Source organism: Paenibacillus sp. CF095 (assembly GCF_900101225.1).
In the GTDB taxonomy this organism is placed as follows: Bacteria; Bacillota; Bacilli; order Paenibacillales; family Paenibacillaceae; genus Paenibacillus.
Genome location: NZ_FMZN01000001.1, coordinates 2,854,636 through 2,870,387 on the forward strand (window position 1 = coordinate 2,854,636; position 15,752 = coordinate 2,870,387).

Here is a 15,752-nt window from a genome sequence, read left to right on the forward strand (position 1 = left end):
ACAGTTGTGTTCCGCTCTTTTAGGAAAAACGTTTAACCGGTAAGGCACTGTTTTCCTGAGATATAAGGGAGTTTACGCTTCGAAGTTTCATCATTCTTATATCTTCGAAAATCAATTCTGCTCGCCGGTTTATAGAAACCGTCTTATTTGTTTACTTGGGACATTACTTCTTCTACGAAGTTGTCTACTTTTTTCTCAAGACCTTCACCCAGTTCGTAACGAACGAAACGACGGATGGAGATGTTTTCACCAATTTGGCTGATTTTTTCGTTCAGCAATTGAGAGATCGTTTTGTCTGGATCTTTAACGAAAGTTTGTTCCATTAGGCAGTACTCTTCGTAGTATTTACCGATACGGCCTTCAACCATTTTTTCAATGATTTTCTCTGGTTTACCTTCGTTAAGAGCTTGAGCTTTCAAAATTTCTTTTTCTTTTTCCAGCTCTTCTGTAGGAACTTCTTCGCGTGTAACGAATTTAGGATTAGCTGCAGCGATTTGCATAGCTACATCTTTAACAAAATCCTTAAATTGATCCGTTTTACCAACGAAGTCTGTTTCACAGTTAACTTCAACCAAGACACCAATACGTCCACCAGCGTGGATGTAAGATTCTACAACGCCTTCAGTTGCTGCACGGCCTGCTTTGCTTGCTGCTGCAGAAAGACCTTTCTCACGCAACAATTCAGCTGCTTTTGTTACATCACCGTTTGCTTCTTCCAGTGCTTTTTTGCAATCGAGCATACCAGCGCCCGTTCTTTCGCGAAGTTCTTTTACTGCACTCGCATTAACTGCCATTATAAATTCCCTCCAAAATTAAGTATTGTACGTACACTCTAAAAAAAGGGCAGTGAGAGGTTATCCACCTGCCAACCACCCTTTTCATTTAGTTTATAACATATGTTCGAATCTATTAAGCGGAAGTTTCTTCGCCTTGGTTAGCTTCGATTACAGCATCAGCCATTTTACCTGTCAGCAATTTAACAGCGCGGATCGCGTCGTCATTACCTGGGATAACATAATCGATCTCATCCGGATCGCAGTTAGTATCAACGATACCTACAATTGGGATACCCAATTTGCGAGCTTCCGCAACAGCGATACGCTCTTTGCGTGGATCGATGATGAACAGGGCGCTTGGCAGGCCTTTCATATTTTTAATACCGCCCAAGAATTTCTCCAGACGATCTTTTTCTTTGCGAAGCAAGATAACTTCTTTTTTAGGCAATACAGCGAATGTACCGTCTTCTTCCCAAGCTTCCAACTGTTTCAAACGATCAATACGTTTTTGAATAGTTTGGAAGTTAGTCAGGGTACCGCCGAGCCAGCGTTGGTTAATGTAGAATTGACCAGCACGTTCAGCTTCTTCTTTAACGGAATCTTGAGCTTGTTTCTTAGTACCCACGAAAAGAATTTTACCATTCTCTCCTGCGATTCCTTTAACGAAGTTGTAAGCCTCTTCGACTTTTTTCACCGTTTTTTGCAAATCGATGATGTAAATTCCGTTTCTTTCAGTGAAGATATAACGATCCATTTTTGGGTTCCAACGACGAGTTTGGTGACCGAAGTGTACCCCAGCTTCGAGAAGCTGCTTCATGGAGATTACTGCCATCTTCACACACCTCCTAATATGGTTTTTATTGTGTCCTCCGCCGGCATCATTTTTCGCCAAGACTCTCCATAAGGAAAGCACCCTCAACAAAATTAGCACATGCGTGTGTTTTAACACCGTTATCTAATATATCACAACTGACTGTCTGATGCAACAGTCTTTGAAGCTAAAATCTACTTTTTACTTTTTGCTAGTATCGAATCATTTTAAATCTGATATGTAAATCAACACTAATTATTATCAAGCTTTGAAAATGCACCGTTTAATACGCAAAAACCGCCCTGTCCGAGCATGCTCAGTTTGACGGTTCTTTCGTAATTTTTGCGATAATGGATTTGAAACTTTCACCTTTTTCAAGCGCATAAGTACCCACTTGGATTTTGGTATTGATTCGCTCAGCTTTGCCAGCCTTTATGAATGCTTGAGCATCATCTACGATTCCCGCGGTTTTGAGATTTGCTGCAACGATCGCCAGACTATTGCCTGAACGTACTTTGAATGATACTGTTGCGCCTTTCGGATTACTCGGCGTTACAGGTTCTGTTGTCTTCGGCTCAGTTATCTCTTTCTGCCCTTCAACTTCACTTGCAGCAGGCTCTTGTGGGTTCTCAGGCTCTGCAGGTGTCTGCGTAGAGGTTACTGTCTCAGGCGGCGTTGCTGTATTCCCCTGCAACTCACTGCTTTCCTGCTTTTTCTTCTCTACCCACTCAGTTTCTGTGTATAATTCCTCTTCAGAACCGACCACCTTCATATCCAGGCTTTTTGCGACTGTTTCAAGCTGTTCTTTGGTCATATTGGCGGTCTGCTCGGGGTCCAGATTACTATCCGACAAAGCATTTTGTCCAACTGTGGCCAGTTGAAGCAAAACCGCACCAATAATCATGCCGCTCCCCAGACCAATCCATAAGGATCGCTTGTCCATGACTTAGCTTTCCTCCCGTTCTGCCAGTTGCAGTATTAACTGTACCTCACCACGCTGAATACCTGTCTGCTTGGATATGGCATCCATCGACTTACCCTCAGCGTGTAGATTAAAGAGTTCTGCATATCGATCTTTAATAGATTCACGCCCAGGCAAAGATTCGACTTCACTGGTCTGTACCTCTTCTTCTAAAGCCTGCTGGGCCGCCTCAGCTTGTACACTTTTCACGAGGGCTTGTGCTTGCAAACCTTCGGAAGATTGTACGGATACATTCCCGGAGTGTGGAACAGGTGATGCGACAGGTTCGTTCTTTTTGCTCTGTTCGAGCTGATCCAACCGCTGCTGTAATTCCTGAAGTTGCAATTGCATACGTTGATCGGCTGCTGTCGCTTCTCCCTTCATTTCAGCCACACGTTGAATAAGAGCATCATTATCATTTTCGATCTCGGTCATGTAGTGTTCAAGCGTAGATTCCATCTCCTGCACCAGTTGATGCCCGGGCTCTTGCGCCTTGTTTTTCCGAGGCATTATATAAGCGTAGGCGATGGCGCAGGCCCCTAATATGACAATAATGATCCATGGTGACAAATTGGGTTCTCTCCTTCTGATTCAACCATCGGTGCGCAAGACTCCATGTCCATAACAACCATTTATTATAAAGACAGATCTATGTGTTTTCCTTTGTACGGGTGCTCTGCAGGTTTAACAGTTTCTTGAGCCTGAGCAGTCTCCTGTCCATCGGAACCACTCTGCTGATCCCCATCATGTTTATGACCATCACGCACCGAAGTCTGTGAAGTTTCGTCCATTGCTTCACTTCGTTGCCTTGCTTCATTTGCTTCTTTCGACGTTTGCTCTGCCAAAAGATTCTGATCCGTAATCGGTCGCTGCTGGGCTTCACTTTGATAACGTCCCGCTTCACTTGTTCGTGGTACCGCAATCTGCAACTCCACTGCTTTGAAACTCATACGCTCACCTCACGGTTTCGAATGGATTTCTTCCTGTGCCTGAATGCTGTACTTAAACGTATGGAACCATCGTAATATCACCATCGTGATAATAAAATGAAATTCGACTCACTGGATCTTTAATAAATTTCGTGTATCTGCCGATAACTATTTTAGAGCCCCCATAAATCATCCTCAGAATATCAACACGAGCTTTACTTGTATCTTCAAGTGCCTTCTCAATTTCAAAGATACGCATTTTCGTTTCTTCACTTATACGAAGAGCGGATTTCTGCGTAGCATTCAGTTTGATTCGCATCGACATCTTATCTGGAGTTAGTTGTCCAGCGGCAGCTAATTGATCCAGCAATGTCAAAGCTTTCTTCGTTTTATCCAAGGAATCCATCTGCTCTCTGACTTCCTTGCGCAGATCATTAAGTTCGTTACGCAGCTTTGGCAGCACACCAACTTCAATGGAAGTGACCGTGGACATGCTGTTGCCCACAACACGCGCTGAGACGTTCTGACCAGCCTGGATCGAGCCACCAACGATAAGACCTTTGGTGCCCGCACAGATGACACCATGGCCAGCACGAATATTGGAATGCATAATACTTTGGGAAACCAGAACATCTTCACCGGCATCCACGTTGCCTTCTTGAATGAAAGTACACTTGACATTATGGCCTGCTTGTACCAGTCCTTTGTTATAACCAATAATACCACCGGTAATTTCGATTGAGCCGCCTGCTTCCAGTTCAGCTCCTTCGACACCTCCGACGACACGAATGTCACCTGCTGCTTTTACTTTAAATCCGGTAAGTACATTGCCTCGTATGACAACGGTGCCTACAAAGTCGATATTACCGTTATTGTAATCAACGTCACCATTGACTTCATAAACCGGAAACACATTCAGTTTGTTACCGTCCGTTTTGGTAACCAGCCCATCCAGTGCAGCATACATCGCAGAACCATCCGGGTTAATCACAACGTTTTTCCCAACTTTAAACCGAGCTTCTTTTCCCGGACGATAAGGAATTTCCTCACCCGTTACTGCCCTGCCTGGTATGCCATCGCTAGGAGCGATCCGCTCTGCAATGATCTGACCACTACGAACATTGTTTAACCGGGTCACTTCTTTGTAATCGACGGTTCCATCTTCCGATTCCAATGGTCGTCGTTCATTCGTATCGTCCATCCCAACCAGGACCTTGATGAAGCCATCTGTTCCTTGAATGGGAGCGACACCTTCTGCAATCTTGTATTTATCTTTCAAATAGGTTTCAGGGTTGCTCACAAAAAGTAATAATGCCTCTCGCGATACACCTTGTTTGATGCCCTTGTCCGCCACAAATTGTTCAAGTTCATCGATCGTGCAGGCAAAGCCTTCTTCCTCTTTGGAAAATTCAAGGTAGGCTGTGCATTTGTCGTCCGATAAAACAATGTTTAAACATTGTTCCAAAGCAGTCCGCTGTGTCACTGCAATTCTTCCCCCTTTTAGACTTTCCACTCCCCAAACTCCAATGATATTACTTCTCTTTATTAATCTTTACGCATCAACAAATCTTTCTGTTTGTCCAACGTGCCGCGTAATCGTAATATTGCCTTGGAATGTAATTGGGATATACGAGACGGAGAAAGAGACATAACCTCAGCAATTTCACTAAGAGAAAGATCTTCGTAATACAAGAGTGAAACAACCGTTCTCTCTTTTACCGTCAACTTGTCAAGCCCTTGCACCAAAGCTTCCTTCAAATAAAACTCATTCACTTTATAATCTGGATTTTTGGCTTTCTCATCCACCATCAAAGACAGACGAGTCTCAGACTCTTCCTCACGAATTGGGTCCTCCAGCGAGCAAAGTGACATGACTGCCACTTCCTGAAGCATATGTTGAAAATCTTTAGTGGATACGTCCAAGTACTCGCTCATTTCCTCATCACTAACAGACCTGAGATAACTTTGTTCCAACTGTTGGTAGGCGTCTTCAATTCGCTTGGCCTTCTCCCTGACAGAACGCGGAACCCAATCACCTTGACGCAGACCGTCAAGAATGGCTCCGCGAACCCTCCATGATGCATAAGTTTCAAATTGCAGACCACGTTCATAGTCGAACTTCTCCAATGCATCAATTAACCCCATAACACCATTGCTCTCCAAGTCATCCTTGGGAACATTTTTGGGCAAACCAACAGCCAGTCGACCGGATACATAATTTACAATATGAAGATACTTTTCAATCAAAGTTTTCTTGGCTTCAAGATCTCCATGTTCTTTCCACTTTTCCCACAGATCAGAATGGTTCAAATGTGAAGCTTTACGCTCGTTCAATTGCTTTCACCCTCCTTATTTGTCTGTCAGGTGACGAACGGCCTGCGCCAATTCCTCCGGATCCTTGGTCCGGACAAGTTTAGGCGGATCCAAAGGGGCGAATCCCGTTGGAGCTTTCGTCTCAGATGGCGGAAGATCGTCCCCAGATGAAGCGTTCTGTCCACTCTTGAGCAAATCATTCAGCTCTTGTCCATCGTCTTCGATTTTAATGTCCACCTGTGAACCTCTTTGATCTTGAGCATTTGGTGAATCATAACCATACCCATTTCCCTCGATCTGAGGGTTCAGCAGCAATCCCAATCCCCAGCGTAAACCATATGCAAGGACAAACCAGGCTACGAATCCGATCAATCCGCGAATTAAACTGGTCATCAACACATTGCTGCTGTATGCTACAAAAAAAGTAAGAATAAACCCAACGATGCCTGCTCCAAGATTAATGCGGTAGTTTCCTATCATAGTCTTATAGTTCCTTTACACCCATTTGTACACTTCGAATAGTCAAAAGTCCAGTTTCACAGTCCATCTCAATCGTTCGTCCATAATTCCCACCCGTATCTTCTGCTAGAAGAGGGATATTGAGTTTTTGAAGCCACTCTCGACAAGAATCTGCATTCCTTGGTCCAATGCGCATTGTATCTCCAGCGCCAGCAAAGGCAAACATCTGAGAGCCTCCGGCCATTTTAGACACAATACGTGAGCGAGAAGCGCCTAGTTTAATCATCTTTTCCAAAAGCTCAGGCAACGCCGTATCCGCATATTTCGCAGTGTTCAGTTTCCCTTCACGGGCGATCTCTGAAGTAGGAAGCATGACATGCGCCATTCCAGCCAGCTTCAAATGTGGGTCATACATTGTTAATCCCACACACGAACCCAAGCCAGTCGTACGGATTACACCAGGAAGATGAGCGATGTTTAAATCCGCCATACCGACTTTAACGACGCTTTTGTCCTCAATCATGGCTCAGTGGCACCCCTAGCGATTCAAATATCTTTGCAAAGGATGGTGGATCCGGAATGAGGAAAAACTGACCCTCAACTTGATCTTCACCTTCAAAGAAAGATGTGTCAATTAACAATGCAGCGTCACCCATCTCGCCAAATTGCAGCAAGCCATAACTTAGAATGGCACCCGCCATGTCGATGGCAAGTCCAGGAACAGTTGGATACATAGACAACTTCGTGAAATCTGCCAAAGAAGAAAGATAGGATCCAGCCAAAATATTTCCAATCTCGGAAAGCGCTGATTGTTCCATATCTGTAAAAGCGAGTCCTTCTTTCAGATCAAACCCGGCAAGTCTATTCAACAACATTTTAGCAGCCTCTGGTGTCATCATAAAGAAAAGATTTCCCGGTGCTTCGCCTTCTACACGAAGAAACACGGTAACCACGATGCGTTCATCTCCGCCCACTTTTTCGGCAACTTCTTCAAAAGGGAGCATTTGTACTGTAGGTACACCCATGTCAATCGGTCTGTTGAGGAGTTGAGACAACGCCGTTGCGGCGTTGCCTGCTCCAATGTTACCGACCTCTTTGAGCACATCCATCTGGAATACCTCAAATCGGTTGAACATCTCCACGGTACTAGCCCTCAACACTTTCCAGCTGTACAATCTCGCTTTTATTTAATACTTCGTTTAGGTTGAGCATAATCAACAAGCGTGAATCCTCCAATTTAGCAACACCTCGCAGGTATCTTGCTTTGACGCCACCAACCACTTCTGGTGGGCTATCGATTGCACTGCTCTTGATATCAATAACATCATTGGCTGAATCAACGATAAAACCAACTTGCATGTCGTCTACACCTACGATAACAATACGAGTCTGATCCGTGTATTCCGTTTCCGGAAGGGAGAAACGACCGCGTAGATCAATGACCGGAATTACAACACCACGTAGATTAATAACTCCTTTTACAAAGGAAAGTGTCTTGGGAACACGTGTAATTGGCATCATACGCTCAATCGTCTGAACCTTATCTACCTCAATACCATACTCTTCGGTACCCAATTTAAAGACGATGACTTTCAACTCTTCTTCCATGTAAAAAACCTCCCTATTAAATGTAAGACTTAGCTCAATGCTTATTTAATAAATGCATTAGGATCAAGAATCAGGGCTACTTGTCCATCTCCGAGAATGGTTGCTCCAGAGATTCCTTCAATAGCAGGAAGATAGGTTCCCATTGATTTGAGAACAATCTCACTTTGTCCAATAAATTCTTCAACAGCTACGGCTGCAAGACGGTCGCCTTTGCGAATCACGACTATTTCTGTTTCTTGCTCATCAGCGTCATTGAAATCCGGTACCGAAAATACTTCGCTCAAGGACAAATACGGAATCAGTGACTCACGGAACGTGATCATTTTATTGCCGTGAATATTACGAACTTGCTCACGTTGTACAATGGCCGTCTCTACAATGGAGGACAACGGAACAGCGTATTTCTCTGAACCAAGTCGTACAAGCATTGCAGCAATAATGGATAGAGTCAACGGAAGCTGAACAGAGAAGTTTGTGCCTTTGCCTGGAGTTGAATGAATCGTTACATTACCGCCAAGCGAAGTGATCTTCGATTTTACTACATCCAAGCCAACGCCCCGGCCAGAGATATCCGAGATAATATCGGCAGTACTAAAACCAGGTGCGAACAACAGTTGATTCACTTCATCGTCACTCATCTTGGCACCTTGTTCTTCGGTTACAACACCACGTTTGATCGCGGTTTTCAAAAGCTTGTCGCGATAGATACCTTTACCATCATCTTCAATCTCGATAAATACGTGATTTCCACTGTGGAAGGCACGCAGGTTTACTGTACCCATCTCTGGTTTACCTGCAGCTACACGCTCTGCAATGGATTCAACACCATGGTCAACCGCGTTACGCAGTAAATGCACAAGCGGATCACCAATTTCATCAATTACCGTACGATCCAGTTCCGTCTCAGCACCTGTAATCACCAGATCGATTTTTTTATCGAGTGTCTTAGCTAGATCACGGATCATGCGCGGGAATCGATTAAATACGGTATCTACCGGAACCATCCGCAATTTCAGTACAATATTTTGCAAATCTGTGCTAACTCGACTTAAATGAGCTACTGTATCGGATAAATCATTGTTGCCTGTTTCACTGGCCAGTTGCTCCAGACGTGAACGGTCAATCAACAATTCACTGAACAGGTTCATCAATACGTCGAGACGTTCAATATCCACACGAATGGTACGTGAAGGTGCAGCAGCTTGCTTCGGTGCAGCTGTTTTAGCTGGTGCCGTTGTCGCTTCTTCTTTGGTTACAGAATTCTTATCCGGCGAAGCAACCTCAGCTACAGCTGTTGGTGCGGGTGGCGCTTCAACTGTAGCTGCTACCTGATTGGCCATCTGCTGAAGAGTCTCCTGATCCAGTTGAATGAGCTTCGCACTTTCAATTTCAGAGATACTCATGATGCCTTCTTCCAGTTCGTGCGCCTCTTTAGTTGTTATGTAATACAACGAGAAACTGCGCTCAAACTTCTCCTGCTCAATATCCTGAACGGATGGGTAAGCCTTAACGACTTCACCTGAACGTTCCAGCATATCAAAGACCATATAAGCCCGTACACCTTTTAACTGGCTATGCTCACTAACAAGCACATCCACGTAGAACACACGATGACCTTCGGCGATCGACTGATCCAGCACTGAATATTGGAATTCATCCAGCTCAACAGCCGAAGAGATTGAAGTGTTAGCCGACTTGTTTGTATCTGTAGCAGGTCCATCTCCTTTTGTCATTTCACCATTTTCAATGGCCTGAAGTGAAGCTACAATTGACGACACATCTGCTTTACCTTGTCCACCTTCGGTAATATCCTGAACCATGGTTTCCAAAGCGTCCAGACTCTTGAACATGGTATCAAAAATGTAATCCTGCATTTTCAACTTCTCATTACGAACCAGATCCAACACATTTTCCATTTTATGTGTCAGTGATGCCAAATCTTCAAAGCCCATAGTTGCTGCCATACCCTTCAAGGTATGAGCAGAGCGGAATATAACCTGAACTATGCCCAGGTCTTCCGGATTGCCTTCAAGTTGAAGCATGTTTTCGTTAAGCGATTGCAGATGATCATTAGACTCATCAATAAACATGGATAAATATTGGTTCATGTCCATTGTGAGGCACCTCCTCCGTGAGTTACACTCCGTTATTTCACTGCTTGAACAAGTTTAGAAGCAATCTCCTGCAATGGCAGAAGATGACGAACGCATTGCAGCTCTACAGCAGAACGCGGCATACCATATACAACACATGTTTCTTCATTCTCGGCAAAGGTTGATGTAACTCCAGCTTCGTATAACCTCTTCATCATACGTGCTCCATCACTTCCCATTCCTGTCAGCAAAACAAGATGCCTTTGTAAAGATGTAAACGGCAGAAGTGACTCAAACATCGTATCCACTGAAGGTCTATGTCCATTCACTGGTTGATCTTCAGTCAGCTTCACGATAAACTTCCCGTCTGCTGTTTTGTTAACTTTCACATGGAATCCGCCGGGTGCTATATAGGCGGTTCCTTTTTTCAGAACCATGCCATCTTCAGCTTCAACCACATGCAGTGGACTGAATGTATTCAATCGTTGAGCCAGAGAACGGGTAAAATTGGGCGGCATATGCTGCACAATAATGACCGGTGCAGGCAAATCAGCAGGCAACTGCTCAAGCAATGTCTTGAGAGCCCTCGGTCCACCCGTAGAACAACCTATTGCCACAAGTTTGTTGAATGGTCCTTCCAGCCCCCCTCCACCTTTGGGAACAGGATTAGGCTTGATTACATCCTTGGCTTTTGCAGAGGCAGAGGTTGCCGCTATTTGATCAGCTGCCACTCTAGCTGCATTAGGTAGTCGAACTTCCTTTGGAGTCTGTACTGGATTAGCTGACCTCACTGCTTTTTCTGCCTTCGTCCCCAAATTACGCTCAGCCTTTGGCAAAGGCTCTGGTTTGTTCTCTACGCGACCTGGTTTTGAAGTTGACAATGGTTCAATTGCTTTCTTTGATTTGGCCTGAAAGGCTTCAGTCCGCTCCCGAAGAGAGCGTTGACTCGTTTGGACAGGTTCGATTGTTTTTTTCACAGGCTCCGCTGGATCCCTGACCGGCATTTCTTTCTGCACTGGCTGAGTTGGGGGAGCAACTACTCCTCGCAGCATGTCTCTATTTTTCATGGATAACTCACGATCAGCTTTTCTTTTGATCTCATTCATCGCAGCACGCATGCGCTCAACCAAGGCTTTACCGACTTGAGCAATATCCTGGTCATGTGAAATAGATGGTTTGCGAATGAAGTCAAATGCCCCAGCTTCAAGCGCCATAATGGTTTCTTTCATGCCTTGTTCATTGATACCAGAGAGCATAATCACAGGAACGAAGGATTCCTTCATAATTGATTTTAATGCATCCAACCCATTCATTTCGGGCATCTCAACGTCCATTGTAATAATATCGGGTTTCAATTCTAGTGATTTTTGAATCGCTTCTCTACCGTTTGATGCCGTTGCCGTTACCTTGAATTCCGGATCCGCTTGGATCAAATCCGTAACAATCTTACGCATAAAAGCGGAATCATCGACAACCAATACTTGATACGCCGCCATGTTGTGTCACCCCTGTTTCCTTTATTCAGAAATCATGTTGTCCGTTTAAGCCACTTATTCATAAATCCCCTGATTCCTGTCAAGGTTCCGGATCCCGGAGTTGCAGGTACAGCCAGATAACGAAGAGCAAGTTTCTCTATATCTTTGGAGGCTTTGGCATTGGGATAAGCCAGACTATAGGGCATTTGCCTTTTGACAGCCTTGACTACCTGGGCGTCTTCTGAAATATACCCAAGCAGCGGAATATCCGTCTGCAAAAACCGCCTTGCCACTCCAGCTATTTTTTCTGCCACTCGTTCCGCTTCTCGTTCGTCTTCCACCCGGTTAACGATCATCCGAAAGGGTGTAGCATTTTCCTGGCCGTGCATAACTTTGACTAAAGCATAAGCATCGGTTATTGAAGTCGGTTCAGGTGTGGTTATAATCAGGCATTCATCGGCAGCACCGATGAACTTCATATTCTCTCTGGAGAGTCCTGCCCCAGTGTCAAAGATGACATAATCCATTTCCTGGGCAATATCCTCGACTTGACTGGCGAAGAACTCCAGATCACGATCAGACAATGAGAACAACTCTTTCATGCCCGATCCTCCAGCAATGTAAGGCAAGCCACTGGCACCCAATTGTATGATTTCCCTTATGGATTTTTGTCGGTACAACAGGTGGTAAAGATTATAGGAAGAAGACGTACCCATAAGAACATCAATATTAGCCATTCCAATATCAGCATCAAATACAAGTACCTTTTGCCCCAAAGCCTGCAATGCCAAGGCAAAGTTCAGTGTAAAATTGGATTTACCAACACCTCCCTTACCACTGGCCACAGTAATGATTTTTGAGGATCGAATATCTCGCTCAATGCCTTCCAATTCCAATGGCGCGGAGACCATACTTCGAAGTGCAGCTGCCTGATCCTTCATTGTGACCATTCTCCCAGCAACTGTTTAGATAACGAATCTGCATCTGGTTTCAACAAATCGTCCGGAACATTTTGTCCATTTGCCACATATGCGAGCTTGAGTGGAAAACGGTGTAACAAGTTAAATAGCGGACCGCAGCTCCCAGTCTCATCCATTTTGGTGAAAATCACCTTATCCAGACCATATTTACTGAAATGTTCCGTGATCTGAACCATATCAGCACTTTTGGAAGTCATACTCATGACCAGAAAAGTTTCGCTATTCTCTACAGGAGCAAGCAAACTTTGCAGTTCCGAAACAAGTAATTCATTTCTGTAGTTTCTACCCGCTGTATCCATAAAGATCAAGTCACAATTCTCTAATCGAGAAATGGCACGTTGTGTATCACCGGGCGATTGTACCACCTCAAGTGGAACATTCAGTATAGAAGCATATGTTCTAAGCTGTTCTACCGCCGAGATCCGATACGTATCTGATGTAATGAATCCAACTTTACGCTGTTTTTTGAACATTTGTTCAGCAGCCAATTTTGCAATTGTCGTGGTTTTCCCTACACCGGTTGGTCCAGCTACATAGACGATTCGCGTGGTAGGAAGAATGCCTTCTTCAATACGTTGCTCCAAAAAGTGCATGACCTCAAGCTTCACTACTTGTTCTACATCCTGTTCTTTCAATCCACCCTCAGACCATTTTGCTTGAATTGAATCAAACCAGGATTCCCATACTTCCGGCCAGACATCTTGTTCTGTCAAACGTTCTCGGATCATATGCAGTTCCTCTGGCACAGGGTCCGCAGAAGTACCTTGCTTCGAAAGCCTGGTCACCATCTGTTTAAGATCCTGCAATTCAGTCATCAACTTGTCCTGCTGCAGGTCTGAACCTGTTGGCATTGGACCAGTTGTTGAACCCGAAAAATCCGCCCCTTGCGGTCGCGGTTTATGATCCATGCTCGAAGAACCTGAGCCGCTGTCTATGTCTGAACCGATATTACGCGATTCAAACACAGACGGCGCAGCCGCAGATTGGTCCTGTACACTTTGATCAGCTGTATTCGTTGTCGCCGACTCATCAGAAGCCGCAACAAACGAACGAGCTGTTTGCCGATAAGCCTCAGGTACAAATGCACGAGGTACAGGTGTGAATTGATTTTGTACTGGCTTTGTTGTTTGCTTGTTTTCTTCCTTATCCACTGCAGCTACAACTTCGATCCGTTTTTTGCGAAACATTCCCATCACACCGCCCACCTTAATCTCTTTGGTGGACAGAATAACGGCATCACTTCCCAGGTCTTTGCGAATTTGAAGCATAGCTTCGGGCATGGTCTCAACAACGTATTGTTTTACTCTCATAAGTTCACCACCCCGATACTTTGAATTTCAACATTCGGCTCCAACTCGCTGTAGGAAAGCACAGGAATGTCCTGCATTGTACGTTCAATAACCTGACGCAGATACATCCGAATGGTTGGAGAAGTTAATACAACAGGTTGTTGACCTGATTGAATCAAACGGTTCACTTGTTCACTCAGCTTCTGATACACACTTTGTGTAGATACAGGGTCTAGCGCAAGATAACTGCCTTGATCCGATTGTTGCACACTTTCAGCAATTTTCTTCTCAAGACCAGGTCCAACCGTGATCACGCGAAGTGTCTCACCTTTCTGTGAGAACTGCTGAGTAATCTGACGTGAGAGGGATTGTCTGACGTATTCAGTCAGCACATCAGGATCCTTCGTATACGTACCATAGTCAGCCAGTGTCTCGAAGATGGTCACCATATCCCGAATAGATATTTTCTCACGCAATAACTTGGCAAGCACTTTCTGTACATCACCAATGGAAAGTAGAGAAGGGATCAGTTCATCCACAAGGGCAGAATAGTTCTCTCTGAGATTATCCACAAGTGCTTTTGTTTCTTGTCTTCCAAGTAACTCATGCGCATGTTTCTTAATCAGTTCCGTCAGATGTGTAGCTACAACGGAAGGCGGGTCTACGACTGTATATCCTGCAAGTTCCGCTCTGTCCTTGGTTACTTCATCAATCCAAAGTGCTGGAAGTCCAAAAGCCGGCTCTGTCGTTTCAATACCTGTCACGGACTCCTCATCATAGCCAGGACTCATGGCAAGGTAATGATTCAACAACAGCTCTCCTCCGCCTACCACATTACCCTTGATTTTGATAACATACTCATTGGGTCTGAGCTGGATATTATCTCGAATCCGTATGACCGGAACGACCAACCCCAGTTCAAGAGCACACTGCCTCCGAATCATAATGATCCGATCCAATAAGTCACCACCCTGCTGATTATCAGCAAGTGGTATTAAACCATAACCAAATTCAAACTCAATAGGGTCCACCTGAAGCAGGTTAATTACACTTTCAGGACTTCTAACCTCTTCAATCTGCTGTTCTTCTTCCAACTGTTCTTCCGCTACTTGTTTCAAATTCAGATTATTCTGCATACGCCACGCGGCATATGCCAACACACCTGCCAGCGGAAGCGTAGTAATAACATGAATTGGTGTGAAGAAACCGAGCATGGCAATTACGAAAGCTACGATATAAATTAGTATTGGATATGTAAACAGTTGCCCCGTAATATCATCTGCCAGGTTTCCTTCTGAAGACGCTCTGGTGACGATAAGTCCTGCTGCTGTGGAAATAAGCAGAGCAGGGATTTGGCTTACCAATCCATCTCCGATAGTCAGTACAGAGTACGTTGACATTGCATCTGCAAAAGCCATCCCATGCACAGTCATACCGATTATAAATCCACCAATGAGATTGATCAGGAGGATGATAATACTTGCAATTGCGTCACCTTTTACGAATTTACTTGCTCCATCCATCGCTCCATAGAAATCGGCTTCACGTTCAATTTTGGAACGACGCTCACGAGCTTGTTGCTCGTTGATCAGACCCGCATTCAGATCCGCATCAATACTCATTTGTTTACCAGGCATCGCATCGAGGGTGAATCTGGCAGCAACTTCAGCTACGCGCTCAGACCCCTTTGTAATAACGATAAACTGAACAACAACGAGGATCAAAAACACGATAAATCCAATTGCAATTTGTCCTCCAGCAATCCAGCTACCAAAGGTAGCAACTACAGCTCCAGCATCCCCTTCACCAAGAATTAGCTTGGTAGTCGAAATGTTCAGAGCCAGTCGGAATAGTGTAGTGATCAACAGCAAAGCTGGAAAGATAGAAAACTGCAACGCTTCTTTGCTGTTCATTGCAACAAGGAGTATCATCAGTGCAATTGAAATATTGACGACCAGCAACAAGTCCAACAGCCAGGTCGGGATCGGAAGAATCATCATCAACACAATGCCAATGATACCCGCAAGGACAGCTATATCTTTAATCTTCAATGAATGT

The 15,752-nt window shown here is 44.6% G+C and carries 16 protein-coding genes; all 16 read right to left on the reverse strand.

All coding sequences use genetic code 11. From position 1 onward, the window contains the following. Positions 1-143 precede the first annotated feature (143 nt). Positions 144-794 (reverse strand): translation elongation factor Ts, encoded by a 651-nt coding sequence (gene tsf / locus BLS69_RS12340; RefSeq protein ID WP_062833819.1) that lies wholly within the window; start codon positions 792-794, stop codon positions 144-146. Positions 795-909: 115 nt separating this feature from the next. Beyond that, positions 910-1,608, reverse strand: coding sequence for a 30S ribosomal protein S2 (gene rpsB / locus BLS69_RS12345; RefSeq protein ID WP_017689155.1), 699 nt, complete (start codon positions 1,606-1,608; stop codon positions 910-912). Positions 1,609-1,903: 295 nt separating this feature from the next. Then, a complete protein-coding gene (locus tag BLS69_RS12350) occupies positions 1,904-2,530 on the reverse strand; it encodes an endolytic transglycosylase MltG (RefSeq protein WP_091031864.1) in 627 nt (208 codons plus the stop codon). A gap of 3 nt (positions 2,531-2,533) precedes the next feature. After that, positions 2,534-3,118 carry a hypothetical protein gene (locus BLS69_RS12355; RefSeq protein ID WP_091031867.1) on the reverse strand — a complete coding sequence of 195 codons (585 nt, stop codon included), beginning with the start codon at positions 3,116-3,118 and terminating at the stop codon, positions 2,534-2,536. Positions 3,119-3,183: 65 nt separating this feature from the next. After that, the gene (locus BLS69_RS12360; RefSeq protein WP_091031869.1) at positions 3,184-3,498 is read right to left on the reverse strand and encodes a hypothetical protein; all 315 of its coding nucleotides are present in this window, start codon (positions 3,496-3,498) and stop codon (positions 3,184-3,186) included. Between the two features lie 52 nt (positions 3,499-3,550). Further along, positions 3,551-4,960: a DUF342 domain-containing protein gene (locus BLS69_RS12365; protein WP_091031871.1), complete on the reverse strand. Its 1,410-nt coding sequence runs from the start codon at positions 4,958-4,960 to the stop codon at positions 3,551-3,553. A 62-nt stretch (positions 4,961-5,022) separates the two neighbouring features. Continuing rightward, positions 5,023-5,811, reverse strand: coding sequence for a FliA/WhiG family RNA polymerase sigma factor (locus BLS69_RS12370; protein ID WP_017689160.1), 789 nt, complete (start codon positions 5,809-5,811; stop codon positions 5,023-5,025). Between the two features lie 15 nt (positions 5,812-5,826). After that, on the reverse strand, positions 5,827-6,270 hold the full coding sequence (locus BLS69_RS12375; RefSeq protein WP_076208888.1) for a hypothetical protein: 444 nt from the start codon (positions 6,268-6,270) through the stop codon (positions 5,827-5,829). Between the two features lie 4 nt (positions 6,271-6,274). Beyond that, complete coding sequence (locus BLS69_RS12380; RefSeq protein ID WP_091031874.1) at positions 6,275-6,772, reverse strand: chemotaxis protein CheD; 498 nt, start codon at positions 6,770-6,772, stop codon at positions 6,275-6,277. Next, complete coding sequence (locus BLS69_RS12385) at positions 6,765-7,385, reverse strand: chemotaxis protein CheC (protein ID WP_091034987.1); 621 nt, start codon at positions 7,383-7,385, stop codon at positions 6,765-6,767. Before BLS69_RS12385 ends, BLS69_RS12380 begins: the two co-directional genes overlap by 8 nt. Before the next feature lie 10 nt (positions 7,386-7,395). Then, positions 7,396-7,857, reverse strand: coding sequence for a chemotaxis protein CheW (locus BLS69_RS12390; protein ID WP_091031877.1), 462 nt, complete (start codon positions 7,855-7,857; stop codon positions 7,396-7,398). Between the two features lie 41 nt (positions 7,858-7,898). Continuing rightward, positions 7,899-9,971, reverse strand: coding sequence for a chemotaxis protein CheA (locus BLS69_RS12395; RefSeq protein ID WP_091031882.1), 2,073 nt, complete (start codon positions 9,969-9,971; stop codon positions 7,899-7,901). A gap of 32 nt (positions 9,972-10,003) precedes the next feature. Next, on the reverse strand, positions 10,004-11,446 hold the full coding sequence (locus BLS69_RS12400) for a protein-glutamate methylesterase/protein-glutamine glutaminase (protein ID WP_091031885.1): 1,443 nt from the start codon (positions 11,444-11,446) through the stop codon (positions 10,004-10,006). Between the two features lie 32 nt (positions 11,447-11,478). Next, positions 11,479-12,366 (reverse strand): MinD/ParA family protein, encoded by an 888-nt coding sequence (locus tag BLS69_RS12405; RefSeq protein WP_017689167.1) that lies wholly within the window; start codon positions 12,364-12,366, stop codon positions 11,479-11,481. After that, positions 12,363-13,715, reverse strand: coding sequence for a flagellar biosynthesis GTPase FlhF (flhF, locus tag BLS69_RS12410; protein WP_091031887.1), 1,353 nt, complete (start codon positions 13,713-13,715; stop codon positions 12,363-12,365). The genes BLS69_RS12405 and flhF overlap by 4 nt, the downstream gene beginning before the upstream one ends. After that, positions 13,712-15,745: a flagellar biosynthesis protein FlhA gene (gene flhA / locus BLS69_RS12415; protein WP_036670372.1), complete on the reverse strand. Its 2,034-nt coding sequence runs from the start codon at positions 15,743-15,745 to the stop codon at positions 13,712-13,714. Before flhA ends, flhF begins: the two co-directional genes overlap by 4 nt. Between the last annotated feature and the right edge of the window lie 7 nt (positions 15,746-15,752).

What these genes read in the sequence shown, in the direction of transcription:
- tsf (WP_062833819.1), bottom strand. Translation starts at nt 794, where the DNA reads ATGGCAGTTAATGCGAGTGCAGTAAAAGAACTTCGCGAAAGAACGGGC.
- rpsB (WP_017689155.1), bottom strand. Translation starts at nt 1,608, where the DNA reads ATGGCAGTAATCTCCATGAAGCAGCTTCTCGAAGCTGGGGTACACTTC.
- BLS69_RS12350 (WP_091031864.1), bottom strand. Translation starts at nt 2,530, where the DNA reads ATGGACAAGCGATCCTTATGGATTGGTCTGGGGAGCGGCATGATTATT.
- BLS69_RS12360 (WP_091031869.1), bottom strand. Translation starts at nt 3,498, where the DNA reads ATGAGTTTCAAAGCAGTGGAGTTGCAGATTGCGGTACCACGAACAAGT.
- BLS69_RS12375 (WP_076208888.1), bottom strand. Translation starts at nt 6,270, where the DNA reads ATGATAGGAAACTACCGCATTAATCTTGGAGCAGGCATCGTTGGGTTT.
- BLS69_RS12380 (WP_091031874.1), bottom strand. Translation starts at nt 6,772, where the DNA reads ATGATTGAGGACAAAAGCGTCGTTAAAGTCGGTATGGCGGATTTAAAC.
- BLS69_RS12385 (WP_091034987.1), bottom strand. Translation starts at nt 7,385, where the DNA reads ATGTTCAACCGATTTGAGGTATTCCAGATGGATGTGCTCAAAGAGGTC.
- BLS69_RS12390 (WP_091031877.1), bottom strand. Translation starts at nt 7,857, where the DNA reads ATGGAAGAAGAGTTGAAAGTCATCGTCTTTAAATTGGGTACCGAAGAG.
- BLS69_RS12395 (WP_091031882.1), bottom strand. Translation starts at nt 9,971, where the DNA reads ATGGACATGAACCAATATTTATCCATGTTTATTGATGAGTCTAATGAT.
- BLS69_RS12400 (WP_091031885.1), bottom strand. Translation starts at nt 11,446, where the DNA reads ATGGCGGCGTATCAAGTATTGGTTGTCGATGATTCCGCTTTTATGCGT.
- BLS69_RS12405 (WP_017689167.1), bottom strand. Translation starts at nt 12,366, where the DNA reads ATGAAGGATCAGGCAGCTGCACTTCGAAGTATGGTCTCCGCGCCATTG.
- flhF (WP_091031887.1), bottom strand. Translation starts at nt 13,715, where the DNA reads ATGAGAGTAAAACAATACGTTGTTGAGACCATGCCCGAAGCTATGCTT.